Raw genomic sequence first — 15,965 nt, forward strand, 5'->3', positions numbered from 1 at the left:
ATAGAAAAAGATTAGTTGAGGGAGAAGGACTTACAACGAAAAACGCCGCGACAGTGCGCGGCGTTCGGTAAACGGTGATCGTGAAAAGTCAGGCAAACGTATCGATGATCGTACCGAGCATTTCATCGGAAGCCTTGGCGACCTTGGTGCCCAGCTCCACCTGAAACTTGCCTTGAGCCATCTCGGCCATCGCACTGCCCGGATCCATCTGCTGGCTGCGGTCGATACCACGCAGACGATCAACCTGCGCTTCGGAAGACTGGCTGGTGACCGAGCGTTCGATGGTGTTGTTGGCGATCTGGCTGGCCGCCTGATCAACACGATTCTGCCCGGTCTGAATGGTACTCAAACCCGCATAAAAAGCTGTGTTACCGGAGATTTCCATGGGAGTTCTCATCCTTGGGAAGGATCAATGGCTGCCATTGAAGCAGAGGCGTCAGAAAAACACCCGTCAAAAATACTGATGGCACAGTGCCCTGTCATAGCAAAAGCATTAATCCAGCAGATCGAGTTGCAAGTGGGCAGCCACCGCTTCGGCACTGAGCGCCTTGAGTTTCGGCACGCGCCCCAGACAAGGCGCCGGCAGCCGTTCGGCCAGCGTCGCCAGATTCTCTTCCAGCCGCGAGGTCTTTGGATCAATGATATTGGCCACCCAACCGGCCAGTTGCAGACCATCACGGGCAATTGCCTCGGCCGTCAGCAAGGCATGACTGATACAGCCCAGCCGCACGCCCACCACCAGAATCACCGGCAGCTTCAGCGCGATGGCCAGATCCGACAGATTGTCCTGATCCGCCAGCGGCACCCGCCAGCCCCCCGCGCCTTCAATCAAGGTGAAATCGGCATTGAGCGCCAGAATTTCGCGCATCGGCGCCAGCAGCGATTGCACCGTCAACGCGACACCGGCCTCACGCGCTGCCAGATGCGGCGCGATGGCTGGCTCGAAAGCTACCGGATTGACCTGTTGATAAGTCAGCGGCACCGAGCTTTCGGCCAGCAGCGCCAGCGCATCGGCATTGCGCAAGCCCTTGGGCGTCACTTCACAGCCCGACGCCACCGGTTTGCCTGCCGCCGTACTCAGCCCGGCAGAGCGCGCAGCATGCAGCAACCCGGCAGCCACTGTGGTCTTGCCGACATCGGTGTCAGTCCCGGTGATGAAATAGGCTGCGCTCATAAGGGTTTCTCCAACACGGCGTAGACCACCTGGTAAGTTGCCGGCAATCCCGGAGTCTGACGGAACTGCTCGTAAGCCTCGACCAGAGCGAGAATCCGCTCGCGTCCGGTCAAGCCACCTGGCCGACCGGGGTTGAGATTGTGCGCACCGAGCGCCTTGAGTTCGTGGGTCAGGCTGCGCACATCCGGGTAGTGCAGCACATGCGCCTGATTCTGCAGACTCAGCGCACGCAAGCCACTTTCGGCACACAACTGCTCATACCGGGCGAATTCGCGGAAGCGGTTGACGTGCACCAGGCCATCGACCTGCCGCCAGCTGTCACGCAATTCGTACAGCGTCCCGACACAAAGACTAGCAAACGCGAAAATCCCGCCGGGTTTCAGTACACGCAGTGCTTCACTGAGCACCGATTCGAAGTCCGCGCACCACTGTACGGCGAGGCTGGAGAAGATCAGATCACAGGTCGCGTCCCGCAGCGGCAGGCGCTCGGCATCACCGGCGATGAAATGCTGCGCACCGCCCAATGGCCGTGCGTGGTTGAGCATGCCCTCGGCGATATCCAGCGCCAGCCCCTGACCCTCGGCAAATCGCTCGGCCAGTGCGCGAGTGAAGTAACCGGTGCCGCAGCCCAGATCCAGCCAACGCGACGGCACAAAATCCGCCGGCAAACGCTGCAACAACTGCGAACCAACATCACGCTGCAACTCGGCAACGCTGTCATAGCTGGCCGCTGCGCGCGAGAACGAGGCCGCCACCTGGCGCTTGTCGGGCAAGCCACCAGGCAGCGCAACAAAAGACAAATCAGTCATCACCGCACTCGTGTAGAAAAGCCTGGATCGCACCCGCCACGCCATGGGGGTCTTCCAGAAGAAATGCATGGCTGGCCTGTTCGATCAGACCAATTTCGATATCCGGCAACAGCGCAAACAACGCCCCCGCCGCTTCCGCCGGCACCAGACCGTCCTGCCCGGCGAACAGGTGCAACTGCGGGCCACGAAACGCCTGCAACGCTTCACGGGTATCGAGTTGTGCGAGCAGTTCCAGTCCGGCCATCAAGGTCTCGGGTGCCGCATTCGGCGCACCGCCTGACAGCAGCCGCGACAAGCCGCGCGGATCTTGCGCGCCCTGGGCACACAACAGCGAGAAACGCTTGAGGGTTATCCGCGGATCTATCTGGCAGCCGGCGAGAAACGCATCGAACGTCTCGCCGGGCATCGCACTCGGCCACTGCTCGTGAGCAACGAAGGACGGATTGCTCGCCAGTGTCAGCAGACCGCAACAACGCTCGCCGCGCCGTACCGCCAATTCAGAGGCAAGCATGCCGCCCAGCGACCAGCCGCCCAGCCACACGTCCTGAGCGATACGTTCATCGAGTTCGTCGAGCCAGTCCTGCAAGTCGCTGGAATCAAGTTCCGGCAACGGTTCGATCTCGACATGCAGATGTTCATCGAGCCCCCGCAACGCCGCGGCCAGAGGCTCCAGCGGCGAAATACCGAGGCCCCAGCCGGGCAGCAGAATCAGGCGATCACGCATGGCTTGGCTCCGACGACAGTTGGGCGAAACAATCGGCCAGTCCTTCCAACAATAGCTGCACCTGCGCTTCGCTGTGGGCGGCGGTCAGGGTCACGCGCAGGCGTGCACTACCCGCCGGGACGGTAGGCGGACGGATTGCCGTGACCATCAAGCCGCGCTCGCGCAGCATCCGCGACAGGCGCACGGCGCGACCGGCGTCGCCGATCAGGATCGGCTGGATCGGGGTGAAGCTGTCCATCAGTTGCAGACCGATCTGCTCGGCGCCGTGGCGGAACTGGCGGATCAGCGTCTGCAAATGTTCACGACGCCAGTGTTCGCTGCGCAGCAATTCCAGACTTTTCAGCGTCGCGCAGGCCAGCGCCGGCGGCTGGCTGGTGGTGTAGATGTACGGGCGGGCGAACTGGATCAGGCTTTCGATCAGCTCTTCGCTACCAGCGACGAAGGCACCCGCAGTGCCGAACGCCTTGCCGAGGGTACCGACCAGCACCGGCACATCGTCCTGACTCAAGCCGAAATGCTCGACGATCCCGCCGCCAGTGGCGCCCAACGCGCCGAAGCCATGGGCATCATCGACCATCAGCCACGCGCCTTTGGCCTTGGCCTCGCGGGCCAGCGCCGGCAGGTCGGCAAGATCGCCGTCCATGCTGAACACGCCGTCGGTGACCACCAGCGTATTGCCGGTGGCTTTCTCCAGGCGCCTGGCCAGGCTGTCGGCGTCATTGTGCAGGTAACGATTGAACCGCGCGCCGGACAGCAGACCGGCATCCAGCAACGAGGCGTGATTGAGCCGGTCTTCCAGCACCGTATCGCCCTGCCCGACCAGCGCCGTGACCGCGCCAAGGTTGGCCATGTAGCCGGTAGTGAACAACAGCGCACGCGGCCGGCCCGTAAGATCGGCCAATGCTTCTTCCAGCGCATGGTGCGGGCCGCTGTGACCGATCACCAGATGCGACGCCCCGCCACCGACACCCCAGCGCTCGGCACCGGCGCGCCAGGCTTCGATCACCTGCGGGTGATTGGCCAGGCCCAGATAGTCGTTGTTGCAGAACGCCAGCAACGGCTGCCCGTCAACCACCACTTCAGGCCCCTGCGGGGACTCGAGCAGCGGCCGCTGGCGATAGAGATTTTCGGCACGGCGGGCAGCAAGGCGTGCGGCGAGATCGAAAGACATGCAGGCCTCGACAGTCAGATCAGATGAATCAAGACGGACACAGACCCTGTGGGAGCTGGCTTGCCAGCGATGACGGTGGCACATTCAACATAGATGTCGACAGCCAGTGCGCTATCGCTGGCAAGCCAGCTCCCACAGGGTTTTGCATCGCATCAAAAACTTAGATGGCAGCGTTATAGAACTGCTCGCTGCTCTTCTGCTCCACCAGCGCCTGCTCGATCGCGGCCTGATGCACTTCATCGGCATGCTCTTCGCGTGCTTCCGGCTGAATGCCAAGGCGCGCGAACAGTTGCATGTCCTTGTCGGCCTGCGGGTTGGCAGTGGTCAGCAGTTTGTCGCCGTAGAAAATCGAGTTGGCACCGGCGAAGAACGCCAACGCCTGCATCTGCTCGTTCATCGCTTCACGGCCGGCGGACAGGCGCACATGGGACTGCGGCATGAGGATGCGCGCGACAGCGAGCATGCGGATGAAGTCGAACGGGTCGATGTCTTCGGCGTTTTCCAGCGGCGTGCCGGCGACTTTCACCAGCATGTTGATCGGCACCGATTCCGGATGCTCCGGCAGGTTGGCCAACTGGATCAGCAGATTGGCGCGATCGTCCAGCGACTCGCCCATGCCGAGAATGCCGCCGGAGCAGATCTTCATTCCCGACTCGCGCACGTAGGCCAAGGTCTGCAGGCGCTCGCTGTAGGTGCGGGTGGTGATGATGCTGCCGTAGAACTCCGGCGAGGTGTCGAGGTTGTGGTTGTAGTAATCAAGGCCAGCCTTGGCCAGCGCTTCGGTCTGTTCCTGATCGAGACGACCGAGGGTCATGCAGGTTTCCAGGCCCATGGCTTTCACGCCTTCGACCATCTTCAGCACATACGGCATGTCTTTGGCCGACGGGTGCTTCCACGCCGCCCCCATGCAGAAACGGGTCGAGCCGATGGCCTTGGCGCGGGCAGCCTCTTCGAGGACTTTCTGCACTTCCATCAGCTTTTCTTTTTCCAGGCCGGTGTTGTAGTGACCGGACTGCGGGCAGTACTTGCAGTCTTCCGGGCAGGCACCGGTCTTGATCGACAGCAGCGTGGAAACCTGCACGCGGTTGGCGTTGAAATGTGCGCGGTGCACAGTCTGCGCCTGGAACAGCAAGTCGTTGAATGGCTGTACGAAGAGCGCTTTGACTTCGGCTAAAGACCAGTCGTGACGCAGGGTGGCAGAGGTGCTGGCGCTCATGGGCAGTTCCTTGGTTATGCTTGGCTGGCGCCTGCGGGAACTGAATACCCACAGGCGCGACACGGATGTTCGGCATATTTAAGGAAGAGCCATGCGCTGTCAACCACGAGACGAAAAACAGGTTTACATCTGTTTAAAAAACGTACAGACCTGCTTGCTGTGCGATGAACCTGCAGAAGCAGAAATGCCAATTTGCGTCGCCTGCGAAACCGATCTGCCCTGGCTTGGCGACCATTGCCAGACCTGCGCTTTGCCTATGCCGGCCGCCGGCCTGACCTGCGGCGAATGCCTGCTAGAGCCGCCGGCGTTCGAACAGGTGGTGGTGCCCTGGCGTTATGACTTCCCGGTGGACAGTCTGATTACGCGTTTTAAACACAACGCGAAATGGCCGTTTGGTCACTTGCTCGCCGACGTTGCCGGACAATACCTGCAACATCGCTTCGATGAAGGTTTGCCGCAACCCGACGTGTTGTTGCCGGTGCCGTTGGCGAACAAACGCTTGCGTAAACGCGGCTTCAATCAAGCGGCGATGCTGGGGCGCTGGTTGAGCCAACAGCTGGATCTGCCGTTTGAGGAACACGCTTTACGGCGGATCCACGACACCAGCGCCCAACAGGACTTAGACGCCAAGGCGCGCAAACGCAATTTGCGTCACGCCTTCGCCCTGGCGCCCGGCGTTGAAGTGAAAGGTCGGCACTTCGCATTGATCGATGACGTGCTGACTACCGGAGCCACGGCCCAGGCACTGGCGCGACTGCTGAGGGATGCAGGGGCGGCGCGAGTTGACGTGTATTGCTTGGCGCGCACGCCAAAACCCGGAAACTGAAACCGACACAATCCCTTGTAGGAGTGAGCCTGCTCGCGATAGCGCAATCACGGCCAACATTGATGCTGACTGTTCCACCGCCATCGCGAGCAGGCTCACTCCTACAAGGGCACTGTGTTTGGCTTGACTGATGCGTCGCAAGCCGCCAACTTCACTCTCCACCGCCACAGTGAAAAAAAGCACCCACTTCATGTCCCTGCCCAGCCTGCTCTCCCAGCACATCGTCCGCCGTCCGCAGCGCATCGCCCTTCTGCAACACATTGCCGAACAGGGCTCGATCACCCGCGCGGCAAAAAGCGCCGGGTTGAGTTACAAGGCCGCCTGGGATGCGATCGATGAGCTGAACAATCTGGCGCAAAAGCCACTGGTGGAGCGCGCCGTCGGCGGCAAGGGCGGCGGTGGCGCCAGATTGTCCAGCGAAGGTGAGCGGGTGCTGCGTCTGTATCAAAAGCTGCAAGCCTTGCAGGCGCAGGTGCTGGAAGCCGCTGAAGACGCCAGCGATCTGGACCTGCTCGGGCGATTGATGCTGCGCACCAGCGCGCGCAACCAACTGCACGGCAAAGTCGTGGCCATCGAAGGTCAGGGCCGCAATGACCTGATCCGCCTCGAACTGGCCGAAGGCCTGTGGATCGATGCGCAGATCACTCACGACAGCACCGTGCACCTGGAGCTGCAACCGGGCACCGAAGTGGTGGCATTGATCAAGGCCGGCTGGCTTGAATTGTTGGCGGCGGATCAAGCGGCAACATCTGGACACAATCTTCTCAAAGGCACCCTCGAAGCCATTCTCGATGCCGAAGACGGCCCCAGCGAAGTGCGCGTCGCCCTGCCCAACGGCCAGACGCTCTGCGCTCTGGCTGAGCCGTTGCTGCTTCGCACTCGCGGGCTCAGCGTCGGGCAACCGGTGCAGGTGCAGTTCTCGCCGTCCAATGTGCTGATTGGCACGCCGCTGTAACGGACTTTCTGCAACAAAAACTTCATCGCCTCCCATTAAGGTTGCTGCCAAAACCAAGCAGGGAGCCTGATGTGAGCCTATTAGAAGAAAACCAATCCACAGATCTGGAAAAGATGGTCGGCCTCAGCCGTCGCGGTTTCATCAGCGCCGGTGCGTTGTGCGGTGCCGCCATGTTCCTCGGCGGTAACCTGCTCAGCCGCAGCGCACTGGCCACCGGCATCAGCGCCGGCAACAGCCGCCTGCTCGGTTTCGAGAGCATTCCCGCCGCGACCACCGACGTCATCAGCCTGCCCAAGGGCTACAAGTCTTCGGTGCTGATCAGTTGGGGTCAGCCATTGCACAAGAACGCCCCGGCGTTCGACCCGAGCGGCAATGGCACTGCCGCCGCCCAGGAAGTGCAGTTCGGCGACAACAACGACGGCATGAGCCTGTTCGAATTCCCCGACGACCGCAACCGTGCGTTGATGGCGATCAACAACGAATACACCAACTACCGCTACCTCTACCCGCACGGCGGCATGCCGCAGTCGGCCGAAGACGTGCGTAAGGCACTGGCCTGCGAAGGTGTATCGGTAATTGAAGTGCAGCGCAGGAACGGCCAATGGCAGTTCGTTCAGGGCTCGCGCTACAACCGCCGCATCCACGGCAACTCGCCGCTGCGCATCAGCGGCCCGGCGGCCGGTCATGAGCTGATGAAGACGGCCGCCGACAAGCACGGCAAGAAAGTCCTCGGCACCTTCCAGAACTGCGCCAACGGCAAGACACCGTGGGGCACCTATCTGACCTGCGAAGAAAACTTCACCGACTGCTTCGGCAGCAGCAACGCCCAGCAGCAGTTCGACCCAGCGCAAAAGCGCTACGGCGTGTCGGCCGCCAGTCGCGAAATCAACTGGCACCCGTTCGACCCGCGCTTCGACATGGCCAAAAACCCCAACGAACTCAACCGGCACGGCTGGGTTGTGGAAATCGATCCGTTCGATCCGCAATCGACCCCGGTCAAACGCACCGCCCTTGGTCGCTTCAAGCATGAAAACGCCGCCCTGGCCGAGACCGACGACGGTCGCGCCGTGGTGTACATGGGCGACGACGAGCGTGGCGAGTTCATCTACAAATTCGTCAGCCGCGACCGCATCAACCATCGCAACCCGAAAGCCAACCGCGACATCCTCGACCACGGGACCCTGTACGTGGCCAAGTTCGACGCCGGAGACGGCAATCCGGATCACCCGAAAGGCCAGGGCCAGTGGATCGAACTGACCCACGGCAAGAACGGCATCGACGCCAGCAGCGGTTTCGCCGATCAGGCCGAAGTGCTGATCCATGCCCGCCTCGCCGCCAGTGTGGTCGGCGCCACGCGTATGGACCGCCCGGAGTGGATCGTGGTCAGTCCGAAGGACGGCCAGGTCTATTGCACCCTGACCAACAACGCCAAACGTGGCGAAGACGGCCAGCCGGTGGGCGGGCCGAACCCGCGCGAGAAGAACGTCTACGGGCAAATCCTGCGCTGGCGCACCGACCGCGACGATCACGCGTCGAAGACGTTTGCCTGGGATCTGTTCGTGGTTGCCGGCAACCCGGGGGTGCACGCCGGTACGCCGAAGGGCGGATCGAAGAACATCACCCCGCAGAACATGTTCAACAGCCCGGACGGGCTGGGCTTCGACAAGGCCGGGCGCTTGTGGATTCTCACCGACGGCGACTCGAGCAATGCCGGGGACTTTGCCGGGATGGGCAACAACCAGATGCTCTGCGCCGATCCCAGGACCGGCGAGATCCGCCGCTTCATGGTCGGGCCGATTGGTTGCGAAGTCACCGGGATCAGCTTCTCGCCGGATCAGAAAACCCTGTTTGTCGGGATTCAGCATCCGGGCGAAAACGGCGGCTCGACCTTCCCCGAGCATCTGCCGAACGGCAAGCCGCGCTCCTCGGTGATGGCGATTACCCGTGAGGATGGCGGAATAGTCGGCGCCTGACAGGCCTAATCGCTGGCAAGCCAGCTCCCACAGGTTCTGCGCTAATTTGAAAATAGTGCAAGACTTTGTGGGAGCTGGCTTGCCAGCGATAGCGTCCTCCCAGACACCAGCCACCTCCCCCGCTGCCATCTGCGCTACCATGCTGGGCCGGACGCGGCAGCCTGCTGCGCGCAGGAGTCAGCATGGCCCACCCGTTTGAAACCCTCACACCCGATCTCGTGCTCGATGCCGTCGAAAGCATCGGCTTCCTGAGTGACGCGCGCATTCTGGCGCTCAACAGCTACGAAAACCGCGTCTACCAGGTCGGCATCGAAGACTCCGAACCGCTGATCGCCAAGTTCTACCGTCCGCAGCGCTGGACCAACGAAGCCATCCTCGAAGAACACCAGTTCACCTTCGAGCTGGCCGATGTCGAAATCCCGGTGGTGGCGCCGCTGATCCACAACGGCCAGACCCTGCACGAACACGCCGGTTTCCGTTTCACCCTGTTCCCTCGTCGTGGCGGGCGTGCGCCGGAGCCGGGCAATCTTGATCAGCTGTATCGCCTCGGCCAGTTGCTCGGGCGCATTCACGCCGTCGGCGCCACCAAGCCGTTCGCACACCGCGAAGCGCTCGCCGTGCAGAACTTCGGCCACGCCTCGCTGAACACTTTGCTCGAAGGCAATTTCATTCCCAAGAGCCTGCTGCCGGCCTATGAGTCTGTCGCCCGCGATCTGCTTAAACGCGTGGAAGATGCGTATGCCAACACACCGCACCAGAACATCCGCATGCACGGCGACTGCCATCCCGGCAACATGATGTGCCGCGACGAGATGTTCCACATCGTCGACCTCGACGACTGCCGCATGGGCCCGGCGGTGCAGGACATCTGGATGATGCTGGCGGGCGACCGTCAGGATTGCCTCGGCCAGCTCTCGGAGCTGATGGATGGCTACAACGAATTCCATGACTTCGACCCGCGCGAACTGGCGCTGATCGAACCGCTGCGCGCCCTGCGCCTGATGCATTACAGCGCCTGGCTGGCGCGGCGCTGGGACGACCCGGCGTTCCCGCACAGCTTTCCGTGGTTTGGTACGGAACGGTATTGGGGCGATCAGGTGTTGGCGCTACGCGAACAGCTGTCGGCGCTCAACGAAGAACCTTTGAAGTTGTTCTGATTTAAAGATCAAAAGATCGCAGCCTTCGGCAGCTCCTACATGGGAATGCGTTCCCCCTGTAGGAGCTGCCGTGTTGTGGTCGAATTTTTTTAGACCATGATGTAGGAGCGTCGATTTAAGGAAGCATCATGGGATATCGGGTTGTCACGTCAGAGGAAAAAGCAGAAGCCATTCGCTTGGTCGTGGAGATGAATTACTCCACCCCTAAAGCCTGTGAAGCTACTGGTGTGGGCCCTACGGCCCTGCGTCGCTGGGTTTCGCGCTGGCGTCGAGAGCAGGAAGGCATGTCGCAGCCACCGCGATTGCAGGATCAGGAACTGATCGAATCGCTCCAGGCAAAGCTGGCACTGCTTGAAGCCGAGAACCAAGTACTAAAAAAGCAATTGCCCTCTCATCTAAAGGTTCTGTTCGGTCGAACCAAGTGATTGATGGCGTTCGAGGTGCAATGTCGATTCGGCGCATGTGCTCAGTGCTTGGCGTTGCTCGAAGCAGCTATTACACCAAGCGTAAACCCAAGCGCCTGAAGCCTGAACTGCGCTTGCTGAGGCGTAAACTTCGTGCGATGCATAAAGAACATCGTGAGGCGTTAGGTACTCGTGGGTTTTCCAGAGAGCTAAGAAAAGAGGGGATTTTTATTGGGCGCTGTCGAATGCGCACGCTGATCAACACCTTTGGTCTACACCGACGCAGACCGCGTTATGCCCACTATCGACGCGCTACGAAACCAGCGATTGTTGCACCGAACATACTTGATCGGCGTTTTAATCCGACCCAGCCAGACACACTTTGGGCCGGTGACATTACCTACATCCGAGTCGGAAATAGCTGGCTTTATCTGGCGGTGGTGATGGATCTGTTTTCACGCAGAATTGTGGGTTGGGCCTGTTCCCGAACTGCCGATGCTGAACTGTCTGCAAGGGCGCTAAGGTTAGCAGTGTCACTACGCCGTCCGATGCCTGCGTTGCTATTTCACTCAGACCAGGGCTGCCAGTACACCGCTGATCGATTTGTTGGCTGCTTGGCAGAAAACCGGATCGTTCAGAGCATGAGTCGTCGAGGAAACTGCTGGGATAACGCAGTGGTTGAGCGCTATTTCAGGACGTTGAAACACGATTGGATGCCGGAAAACGGCTACCAAAACCATTTCGAAGCGGAGAAGGATGTGATGAATTTTGTTCATCACTACAACCATCGTCGTTGCCACTCTGCCTCGAACCACTTGCCGCCTGCGCTGTTTGAGCAGCAGGCGGCCTAATACTCCTACGGAGTGGTTTAAAAAAACTGAACCACTACACCGCAGGCTGCGATCTTTTTGCTTTCTGGCACGACACATCTATACAACCTCCTTACAATCCCTGCTTTGTCAGCTGCCTAAGCAAGGATTCTGCATGCAAGCCGCCAACCCGCGTCGCGGGTACATTCTGGGCCTGAGTGCCTACATCATCTGGGGCCTGTTCCCGATCTACTTCAAAGCCATCGCCGAAGTCCCCGCTGTCGAGATCATCATTCACCGCGTGTTGTGGTCGGCGCTGTTCGGCGCCTTGCTGCTGATGGTGTGGAAGCATCCGGGCTGGTTGCGCGAGTTGCTCGACAACCCCAGGCGTCTGGCGATTCTGGCCCTGAGCGGCACCCTGATCGCGGCCAACTGGCTGACCTACGTGTGGTCGGTGAACAACGGGCGCATGCTCGAAGCGAGCCTCGGTTACTACATCAACCCGTTGGTCAACGTGCTGCTGGGGATGCTGATTCTCGGCGAACGTCTGCGGCGCATGCAGTGGATCGCGGTGGGGTTGGCGGCCGTTGGCGTGGCGCAGCAGGTGTGGCAGGTCGGCAGTCTGCCGTGGGTCTCGCTGGTGCTGGCGCTGACCTTCGGTTTTTACGGCTTGATCCGCAAACAGGCGCCGGTCAAGGCCTTGCCGGGGCTGGTGGTGGAAACCTGGATGCTGGTACCGATTGCCGTGGCCTGGCTGCTGTTCAACCAGACCGCAACCAGCGCACAACCGGAATTCTGGACCACTTCCCAAGCCTGGTGGCTGGTCGCGGCGGGTCCTGTGACGCTCATCCCGCTGGTCTGTTTCAACGCTGCCACCCGGCACCTGCCCTACACCACCATCGGTTTCCTCCAGTACACCGCGCCAACCCTGGTGCTGCTGCAGGCGGTGCTGCTGTTTGGTGAGCACTTGTCGTCGAGCACGCTGATCGCGTTCATCTTCATCTGGGCCGGTCTGGCCGTTTACAGCGTCGATGCGGTGATCAGCTTGCGCCGGCGCAGCTGATCAAAAAACGCACAAAGCTTCGCAGGCCACGGTTCTCGTGGTCTGCAACGTTCCTTCCCAAGGTTATCCACAGCGTGATCCCCGCCGTTTGTGCGCAAGTCACTGAATGCTGGCGGTTTTTTGATCAACTTCCGGAAAGCCACGGCCAGCGTGGCGTTGCGCCCGGTCTCTACAGGTTATCCACAGGCAGGTGCACGTTAAAACTGGATAACCCAAGCACCGCTTAAAGGTCTGTGCGCAGCACCAGTTCGACCATCAGATCATCGGCCAGGGTTTCCAGCCGCGATTGCAGCACGTCCAGCGACAGGGTCAGCGGCACCGCGAGGATCGCTTCGGCGTGAAACAACGGCTCGCTGCTCATCGGCGCCGGGCGCACTTCGGTCACCAGCCGTTCGATGTTCACCCCCTGTTCGCTGAGCAAGCGGGTGATGTCGCGCACGATGCCCGGGCGGTCATTGCCCACCAATTCCATGGCGATCGGTTTCCAGGTGCAGGACTGCTCGATGCCACTCTCGGCGATCAGCACGCGAATGCCTTGTGCCGACAGTGCTTGTAGGGAATCGACTAATTCGTCGTAAGCCTCCGCCGGTACGCCCACCCGCAGAATCCCGGCGAACTGCCCGGCCATCCGTGACATGCGGCTTTCCAGCCAGTTGCCGCCGTGCTCAGCGATGCATAGGGCGATGCGCTCGACCTGCCCGGGTTTGTCCGGAGCAAACACGGTGAGTACGAGATGGTCCATGGCGCCGCCCTCTTGTCATGACTTTTGTTATAGAAAGGCAAGTATAGGCAAGCGTCGACATTCAGCCGCCATGCTCAAGTGAACAACACCTGTGGCGAGGGAGCTTGCTCCCGCTGGCGGCCGCAGGACGCCCTCTCCAGTCAGTCATATCTGTTGCGGGTGCTTCGCACCCGAGCGGGAGCAAGCTCCCTCGCCACAAATGCAGGTTCATCGACGCTGAATGGAAGCTGCACAGTATTTATGTGTACAACTTTTTATATTTAGCTGGAACAATCCGATGGTTTTTTGAGAACATCCCGTTCCGCGACGTGACCGCAATGCGTCATGAGGTCGCAGAACGACGTAATTAGTCTGATTTTCACAAGCGCAACGCATCATGTAGTATGCCTCGGCGCGCACTACATAACGCTGGATCGATGTCTGCCCAAGGCACGTTCGCAACCCTGAAAGCCCCGTCAGCAAGGCCCCCAAGCCGTTGATTGGTCCCAGCCCAGCCGCCAGCAATGGCATGTACTGGTCGGAAGGTTTGTGGTTTAAATGGCCAGAGGCTTCATTGTCAAATTGAAGAGCTGAAAAGCGAAATAGCTGAGCAGAGTGAGGCAAGCAATGACTGAACACGTTCAAGTCGGTGGCCTGCAGGTCGCCAAAGTCCTGTTCGACTTCGTGAACAACGAAGCCATTCCCGGTACCGGCCTCACCGCCGAAAAATTCTGGGAAGGTGCCGACAAGGTCATTCATGACCTGGCACCGAAGAACAAAGCCCTACTCGCCAAACGCGATGACTTCCAGGCTCGCCTTGATGCCTGGCACCAGGAACATGCCGGCCAGGCGCACGACGCTGTAGCCTACAAAGCCTTCCTGCAAGAAATCGGTTATCTGCTGCCAGAAGCGGCTGATTTCCAGGCAACGACGCAAAACGTCGATGATGAAATCGCCCGGACCGCCGGCCCGCAACTTGTGGTCCCGGTGATGAACGCCCGCTTCGCCCTCAATGCCTCGAACGCCCGCTGGGGTTCGCTGTACGACGCCCTCTACGGCACTGACGCAATCAGCGAAGACGGTGGCGCGGAGAAAGGCAAAGGCTACAACAAGGTGCGTGGCGACAAGGTCATCGCCTTCGCCCGTGCGTTCCTCGACGAAGCGGCGCCACTGGCGGCCGGCTCCCACGTCGACTCCACCGGCTACAAGATCGCTGACGGCAAACTGCTGGTCTCCCTCAAGGGCGGCAGCAACACCGGCCTGCGTGACGATACACAGCTGATCGGCTTCCAGGGCGATGCCAACGCGCCGATCGCCGTGCTGCTGAAACACAACGGTCTGCACTTCGAAATCCAGATCGACGCCAGCACCCCGGTCGGCCAGACCGACGCTGCCGGCGTCAAAGACGTTCTGATGGAAGCAGCCCTGACCACCATCATGGACTGCGAAGACTCCGTGGCCGCCGTCGATGCCGACGACAAAGTGGTGATCTACCGCAACTGGCTCGGCCTGATGAAGGGCGACCTGTCCGAAGAAGTCGCCAAGGGCGGCCAGACCTTTACCCGCACCATGAACCCGGATCGCACCTACACCGCACCGAACGGCGGTGAAGTGACCCTGCACGGCCGTTCGCTGTTGTTCGTGCGCAACGTCGGCCACCTGATGACCATCGACGCGATCCTCGACAAGGATGGCAACGAAGTGCCGGAAGGCATCCTCGACGGTCTGGTCACTTGCCTGGCGGCGATGCACAACCTCAACGGCAACACCTCGCGTCGCAATACGCGCACCGGCTCGGTCTACATCGTCAAACCGAAGATGCACGGCCCGGAAGAAGCGGCGTTCACCAACGAGCTGTTCGGCCGCATCGAAGACGTGCTGGGCCTGAAACGCAACACGCTGAAAGTCGGGATCATGGACGAGGAGCGCCGCACCACGGTCAACCTCAAGGCCTGCATCAAGGCGGCCAGCGAGCGCGTGGTGTTCATCAACACCGGTTTCCTCGACCGTACCGGCGACGAAATCCACACCTCCATGGAAGCCGGCCCGATGGTGCGCAAGGCCGACATGAAGGCCGAAAAGTGGATCGGCGCCTACGAGAACTGGAACGTCGATATCGGTCTGAGTACCGGCCTGCAAGGTCGCGCGCAAATCGGTAAAGGCATGTGGGCGATGCCCGATCTGATGGCGGCGATGCTCGAACAGAAAATCGCTCACCCACTGGCCGGCGCCAACACCGCCTGGGTACCGTCGCCGACCGCTGCTGCGCTGCACGCGTTGCACTACCACAAGGTCGACGTGTTCGCCCGTCAGGCCGAACTGGCCAAGCGTGCCCGCGCTTCGGTGGACGACATTCTGACCATCCCGCTGGCGGTCAACCCGAACTGGACGCCAGAGCAGATCAAGAACGAACTGGACAACAACGCCCAGGGCATTCTCGGTTACGTGGTGCGCTGGATCGACCAGGGCGTGGGTTGTTCGAAAGTGCCGGACATCAACGACGTCGGCCTGATGGAAGACCGCGCAACGCTGCGGATCTCCAGCCAGCACATCGCCAACTGGCTGCGCCACGGTATCGTTACCGAAGCGCAAGTGATGGAAAGCCTCAAGCGCATGGCGCCGGTGGTTGACCGGCAGAACGCCAACGACCCGCTGTACCGTCCGCTGGCACCGGACTTCGACAGCAACATCGCCTTCCAGGCGGCGGTCGAACTGGTGATCGAAGGCACCAAACAGCCGAACGGCTACACCGAGCCAGTGCTGCACCGTCGTCGTCGCGAGTTCAAGAAGGCCAACGGCCTGTAACCTGCGCTGGCTGCCGGACATGAAAAAGCCCTGATCTTGCGATCAGGGCTTTTTTGTTTGGACTGAAATCCCAAGCAGGCAGTAATCCCTGTGGCGAGGGAGCTTGCTCCCGCCCGGCGGCGCAGCCGTCGTAATTTTAGCGAATGCGATGTGTCAGG

General features: G+C 60.7%; 15 protein-coding genes. 8 read left to right on the forward strand and 7 right to left on the reverse strand.

Features of this window, described 5'->3' with window-relative positions:
• Positions 1-88: 88 nt before the first annotated feature.
• The 6 genes from ABV589_RS12185 to bioB form a co-directional block, all read right to left on the reverse strand.
• On the reverse strand, positions 89-385 hold the full coding sequence (locus ABV589_RS12185) for a hypothetical protein (protein ID WP_003228898.1): 297 nt from the start codon (positions 383-385) through the stop codon (positions 89-91).
• Between the two features lie 108 nt (positions 386-493).
• Positions 494-1,174 carry a dethiobiotin synthase gene (gene bioD / locus ABV589_RS12190; protein ID WP_367085968.1) on the reverse strand — a complete coding sequence of 227 codons (681 nt, stop codon included), beginning with the start codon at positions 1,172-1,174 and terminating at the stop codon, positions 494-496.
• Positions 1,171-1,983 (reverse strand): malonyl-ACP O-methyltransferase BioC, encoded by an 813-nt coding sequence (gene bioC / locus ABV589_RS12195; protein ID WP_367085969.1) that lies wholly within the window; start codon positions 1,981-1,983, stop codon positions 1,171-1,173. Before bioC ends, bioD begins: the two co-directional genes overlap by 4 nt.
• Positions 1,976-2,707 (reverse strand): alpha/beta fold hydrolase, encoded by a 732-nt coding sequence (locus tag ABV589_RS12200; RefSeq protein ID WP_367085970.1) that lies wholly within the window; start codon positions 2,705-2,707, stop codon positions 1,976-1,978. Before ABV589_RS12200 ends, bioC begins: the two co-directional genes overlap by 8 nt.
• Positions 2,700-3,878: an 8-amino-7-oxononanoate synthase gene (bioF, locus tag ABV589_RS12205; RefSeq protein ID WP_367085972.1), complete on the reverse strand. Its 1,179-nt coding sequence runs from the start codon at positions 3,876-3,878 to the stop codon at positions 2,700-2,702. Before bioF ends, ABV589_RS12200 begins: the two co-directional genes overlap by 8 nt.
• A gap of 160 nt (positions 3,879-4,038) precedes the next feature.
• Complete coding sequence (bioB, locus tag ABV589_RS12210) at positions 4,039-5,094, reverse strand: biotin synthase BioB (protein ID WP_367085973.1); 1,056 nt, start codon at positions 5,092-5,094, stop codon at positions 4,039-4,041.
• 91 nt (positions 5,095-5,185) lie between these two features.
• Between bioB and ABV589_RS12215 the strand changes: the two genes are divergently transcribed.
• The 7 genes from ABV589_RS12215 (at position 5,186) to rarD (ending at position 12,281) form a co-directional block, all read left to right on the forward strand.
• The gene (locus tag ABV589_RS12215; protein ID WP_367085974.1) at positions 5,186-5,920 is read left to right on the forward strand and encodes a ComF family protein; all 735 of its coding nucleotides are present in this window, start codon (positions 5,186-5,188) and stop codon (positions 5,918-5,920) included.
• A gap of 190 nt (positions 5,921-6,110) precedes the next feature.
• Positions 6,111-6,875: a TOBE domain-containing protein gene (locus tag ABV589_RS12220; RefSeq protein ID WP_367085976.1), complete on the forward strand. Its 765-nt coding sequence runs from the start codon at positions 6,111-6,113 to the stop codon at positions 6,873-6,875.
• Between the two features lie 71 nt (positions 6,876-6,946).
• Positions 6,947-8,848: a PhoX family phosphatase gene (locus ABV589_RS12225; protein WP_367085977.1), complete on the forward strand. Its 1,902-nt coding sequence runs from the start codon at positions 6,947-6,949 to the stop codon at positions 8,846-8,848.
• A 182-nt stretch (positions 8,849-9,030) separates the two neighbouring features.
• The gene (locus ABV589_RS12230) at positions 9,031-10,005 is read left to right on the forward strand and encodes a serine/threonine protein kinase (protein ID WP_007966536.1); all 975 of its coding nucleotides are present in this window, start codon (positions 9,031-9,033) and stop codon (positions 10,003-10,005) included.
• Between the two features lie 128 nt (positions 10,006-10,133).
• The gene (locus ABV589_RS12235) at positions 10,134-10,430 is read left to right on the forward strand and encodes a transposase (protein ID WP_367082534.1); all 297 of its coding nucleotides are present in this window, start codon (positions 10,134-10,136) and stop codon (positions 10,428-10,430) included.
• A gap of 20 nt (positions 10,431-10,450) precedes the next feature.
• The gene (locus ABV589_RS12240; protein ID WP_367082536.1) at positions 10,451-11,260 is read left to right on the forward strand and encodes an IS3 family transposase; all 810 of its coding nucleotides are present in this window, start codon (positions 10,451-10,453) and stop codon (positions 11,258-11,260) included.
• 133 nt (positions 11,261-11,393) lie between these two features.
• Entirely contained in the window at positions 11,394-12,281 is an 888-nt protein-coding gene (gene rarD / locus ABV589_RS12245; protein WP_367085979.1) for an EamA family transporter RarD, read from the forward strand.
• A gap of 223 nt (positions 12,282-12,504) precedes the next feature.
• On the opposite strand, the gene ABV589_RS12250 is transcribed toward rarD, so the two are convergent.
• Positions 12,505-13,023 (reverse strand): glycine cleavage system protein R, encoded by a 519-nt coding sequence (locus ABV589_RS12250; RefSeq protein ID WP_367085980.1) that lies wholly within the window; start codon positions 13,021-13,023, stop codon positions 12,505-12,507.
• A gap of 606 nt (positions 13,024-13,629) precedes the next feature.
• Here ABV589_RS12250 and ABV589_RS12255 point away from each other — a divergent pair.
• Complete coding sequence (locus ABV589_RS12255; RefSeq protein WP_367085982.1) at positions 13,630-15,807, forward strand: malate synthase G; 2,178 nt, start codon at positions 13,630-13,632, stop codon at positions 15,805-15,807.
• Positions 15,808-15,965: the final 158 nt, after the last annotated feature.

The sequence above is a fragment of the Pseudomonas sp. HOU2 genome, assembly GCF_040729435.1.
In the GTDB taxonomy this organism is placed as follows: Bacteria; Pseudomonadota; Gammaproteobacteria; order Pseudomonadales; family Pseudomonadaceae; genus Aquipseudomonas.

Coding starts and splice junctions, on each gene's coding strand:
- ABV589_RS12185 (WP_003228898.1), bottom strand. CDS start 385: ATGGAAATCTCCGGTAACACAGCTTTTTATGCGGGTTTGAGTACCATT.
- bioD (WP_367085968.1), bottom strand. CDS start 1,174: ATGAGCGCAGCCTATTTCATCACCGGGACTGACACCGATGTCGGCAAG.
- bioC (WP_367085969.1), bottom strand. CDS start 1,983: ATGACTGATTTGTCTTTTGTTGCGCTGCCTGGTGGCTTGCCCGACAAG.
- ABV589_RS12200 (WP_367085970.1), bottom strand. CDS start 2,707: ATGCGTGATCGCCTGATTCTGCTGCCCGGCTGGGGCCTCGGTATTTCG.
- bioF (WP_367085972.1), bottom strand. CDS start 3,878: ATGTCTTTCGATCTCGCCGCACGCCTTGCTGCCCGCCGTGCCGAAAAT.
- bioB (WP_367085973.1), bottom strand. CDS start 5,094: ATGAGCGCCAGCACCTCTGCCACCCTGCGTCACGACTGGTCTTTAGCC.
- ABV589_RS12215 (WP_367085974.1), top strand. CDS start 5,186: ATGCGCTGTCAACCACGAGACGAAAAACAGGTTTACATCTGTTTAAAA.
- ABV589_RS12220 (WP_367085976.1), top strand. CDS start 6,111: ATGTCCCTGCCCAGCCTGCTCTCCCAGCACATCGTCCGCCGTCCGCAG.
- ABV589_RS12230 (WP_007966536.1), top strand. CDS start 9,031: ATGGCCCACCCGTTTGAAACCCTCACACCCGATCTCGTGCTCGATGCC.
- ABV589_RS12235 (WP_367082534.1), top strand. CDS start 10,134: ATGGGATATCGGGTTGTCACGTCAGAGGAAAAAGCAGAAGCCATTCGC.
- ABV589_RS12240 (WP_367082536.1), top strand. CDS start 10,451: ATGTCGATTCGGCGCATGTGCTCAGTGCTTGGCGTTGCTCGAAGCAGC.
- rarD (WP_367085979.1), top strand. CDS start 11,394: ATGCAAGCCGCCAACCCGCGTCGCGGGTACATTCTGGGCCTGAGTGCC.
- ABV589_RS12250 (WP_367085980.1), bottom strand. CDS start 13,023: ATGGACCATCTCGTACTCACCGTGTTTGCTCCGGACAAACCCGGGCAG.
- ABV589_RS12255 (WP_367085982.1), top strand. CDS start 13,630: ATGACTGAACACGTTCAAGTCGGTGGCCTGCAGGTCGCCAAAGTCCTG.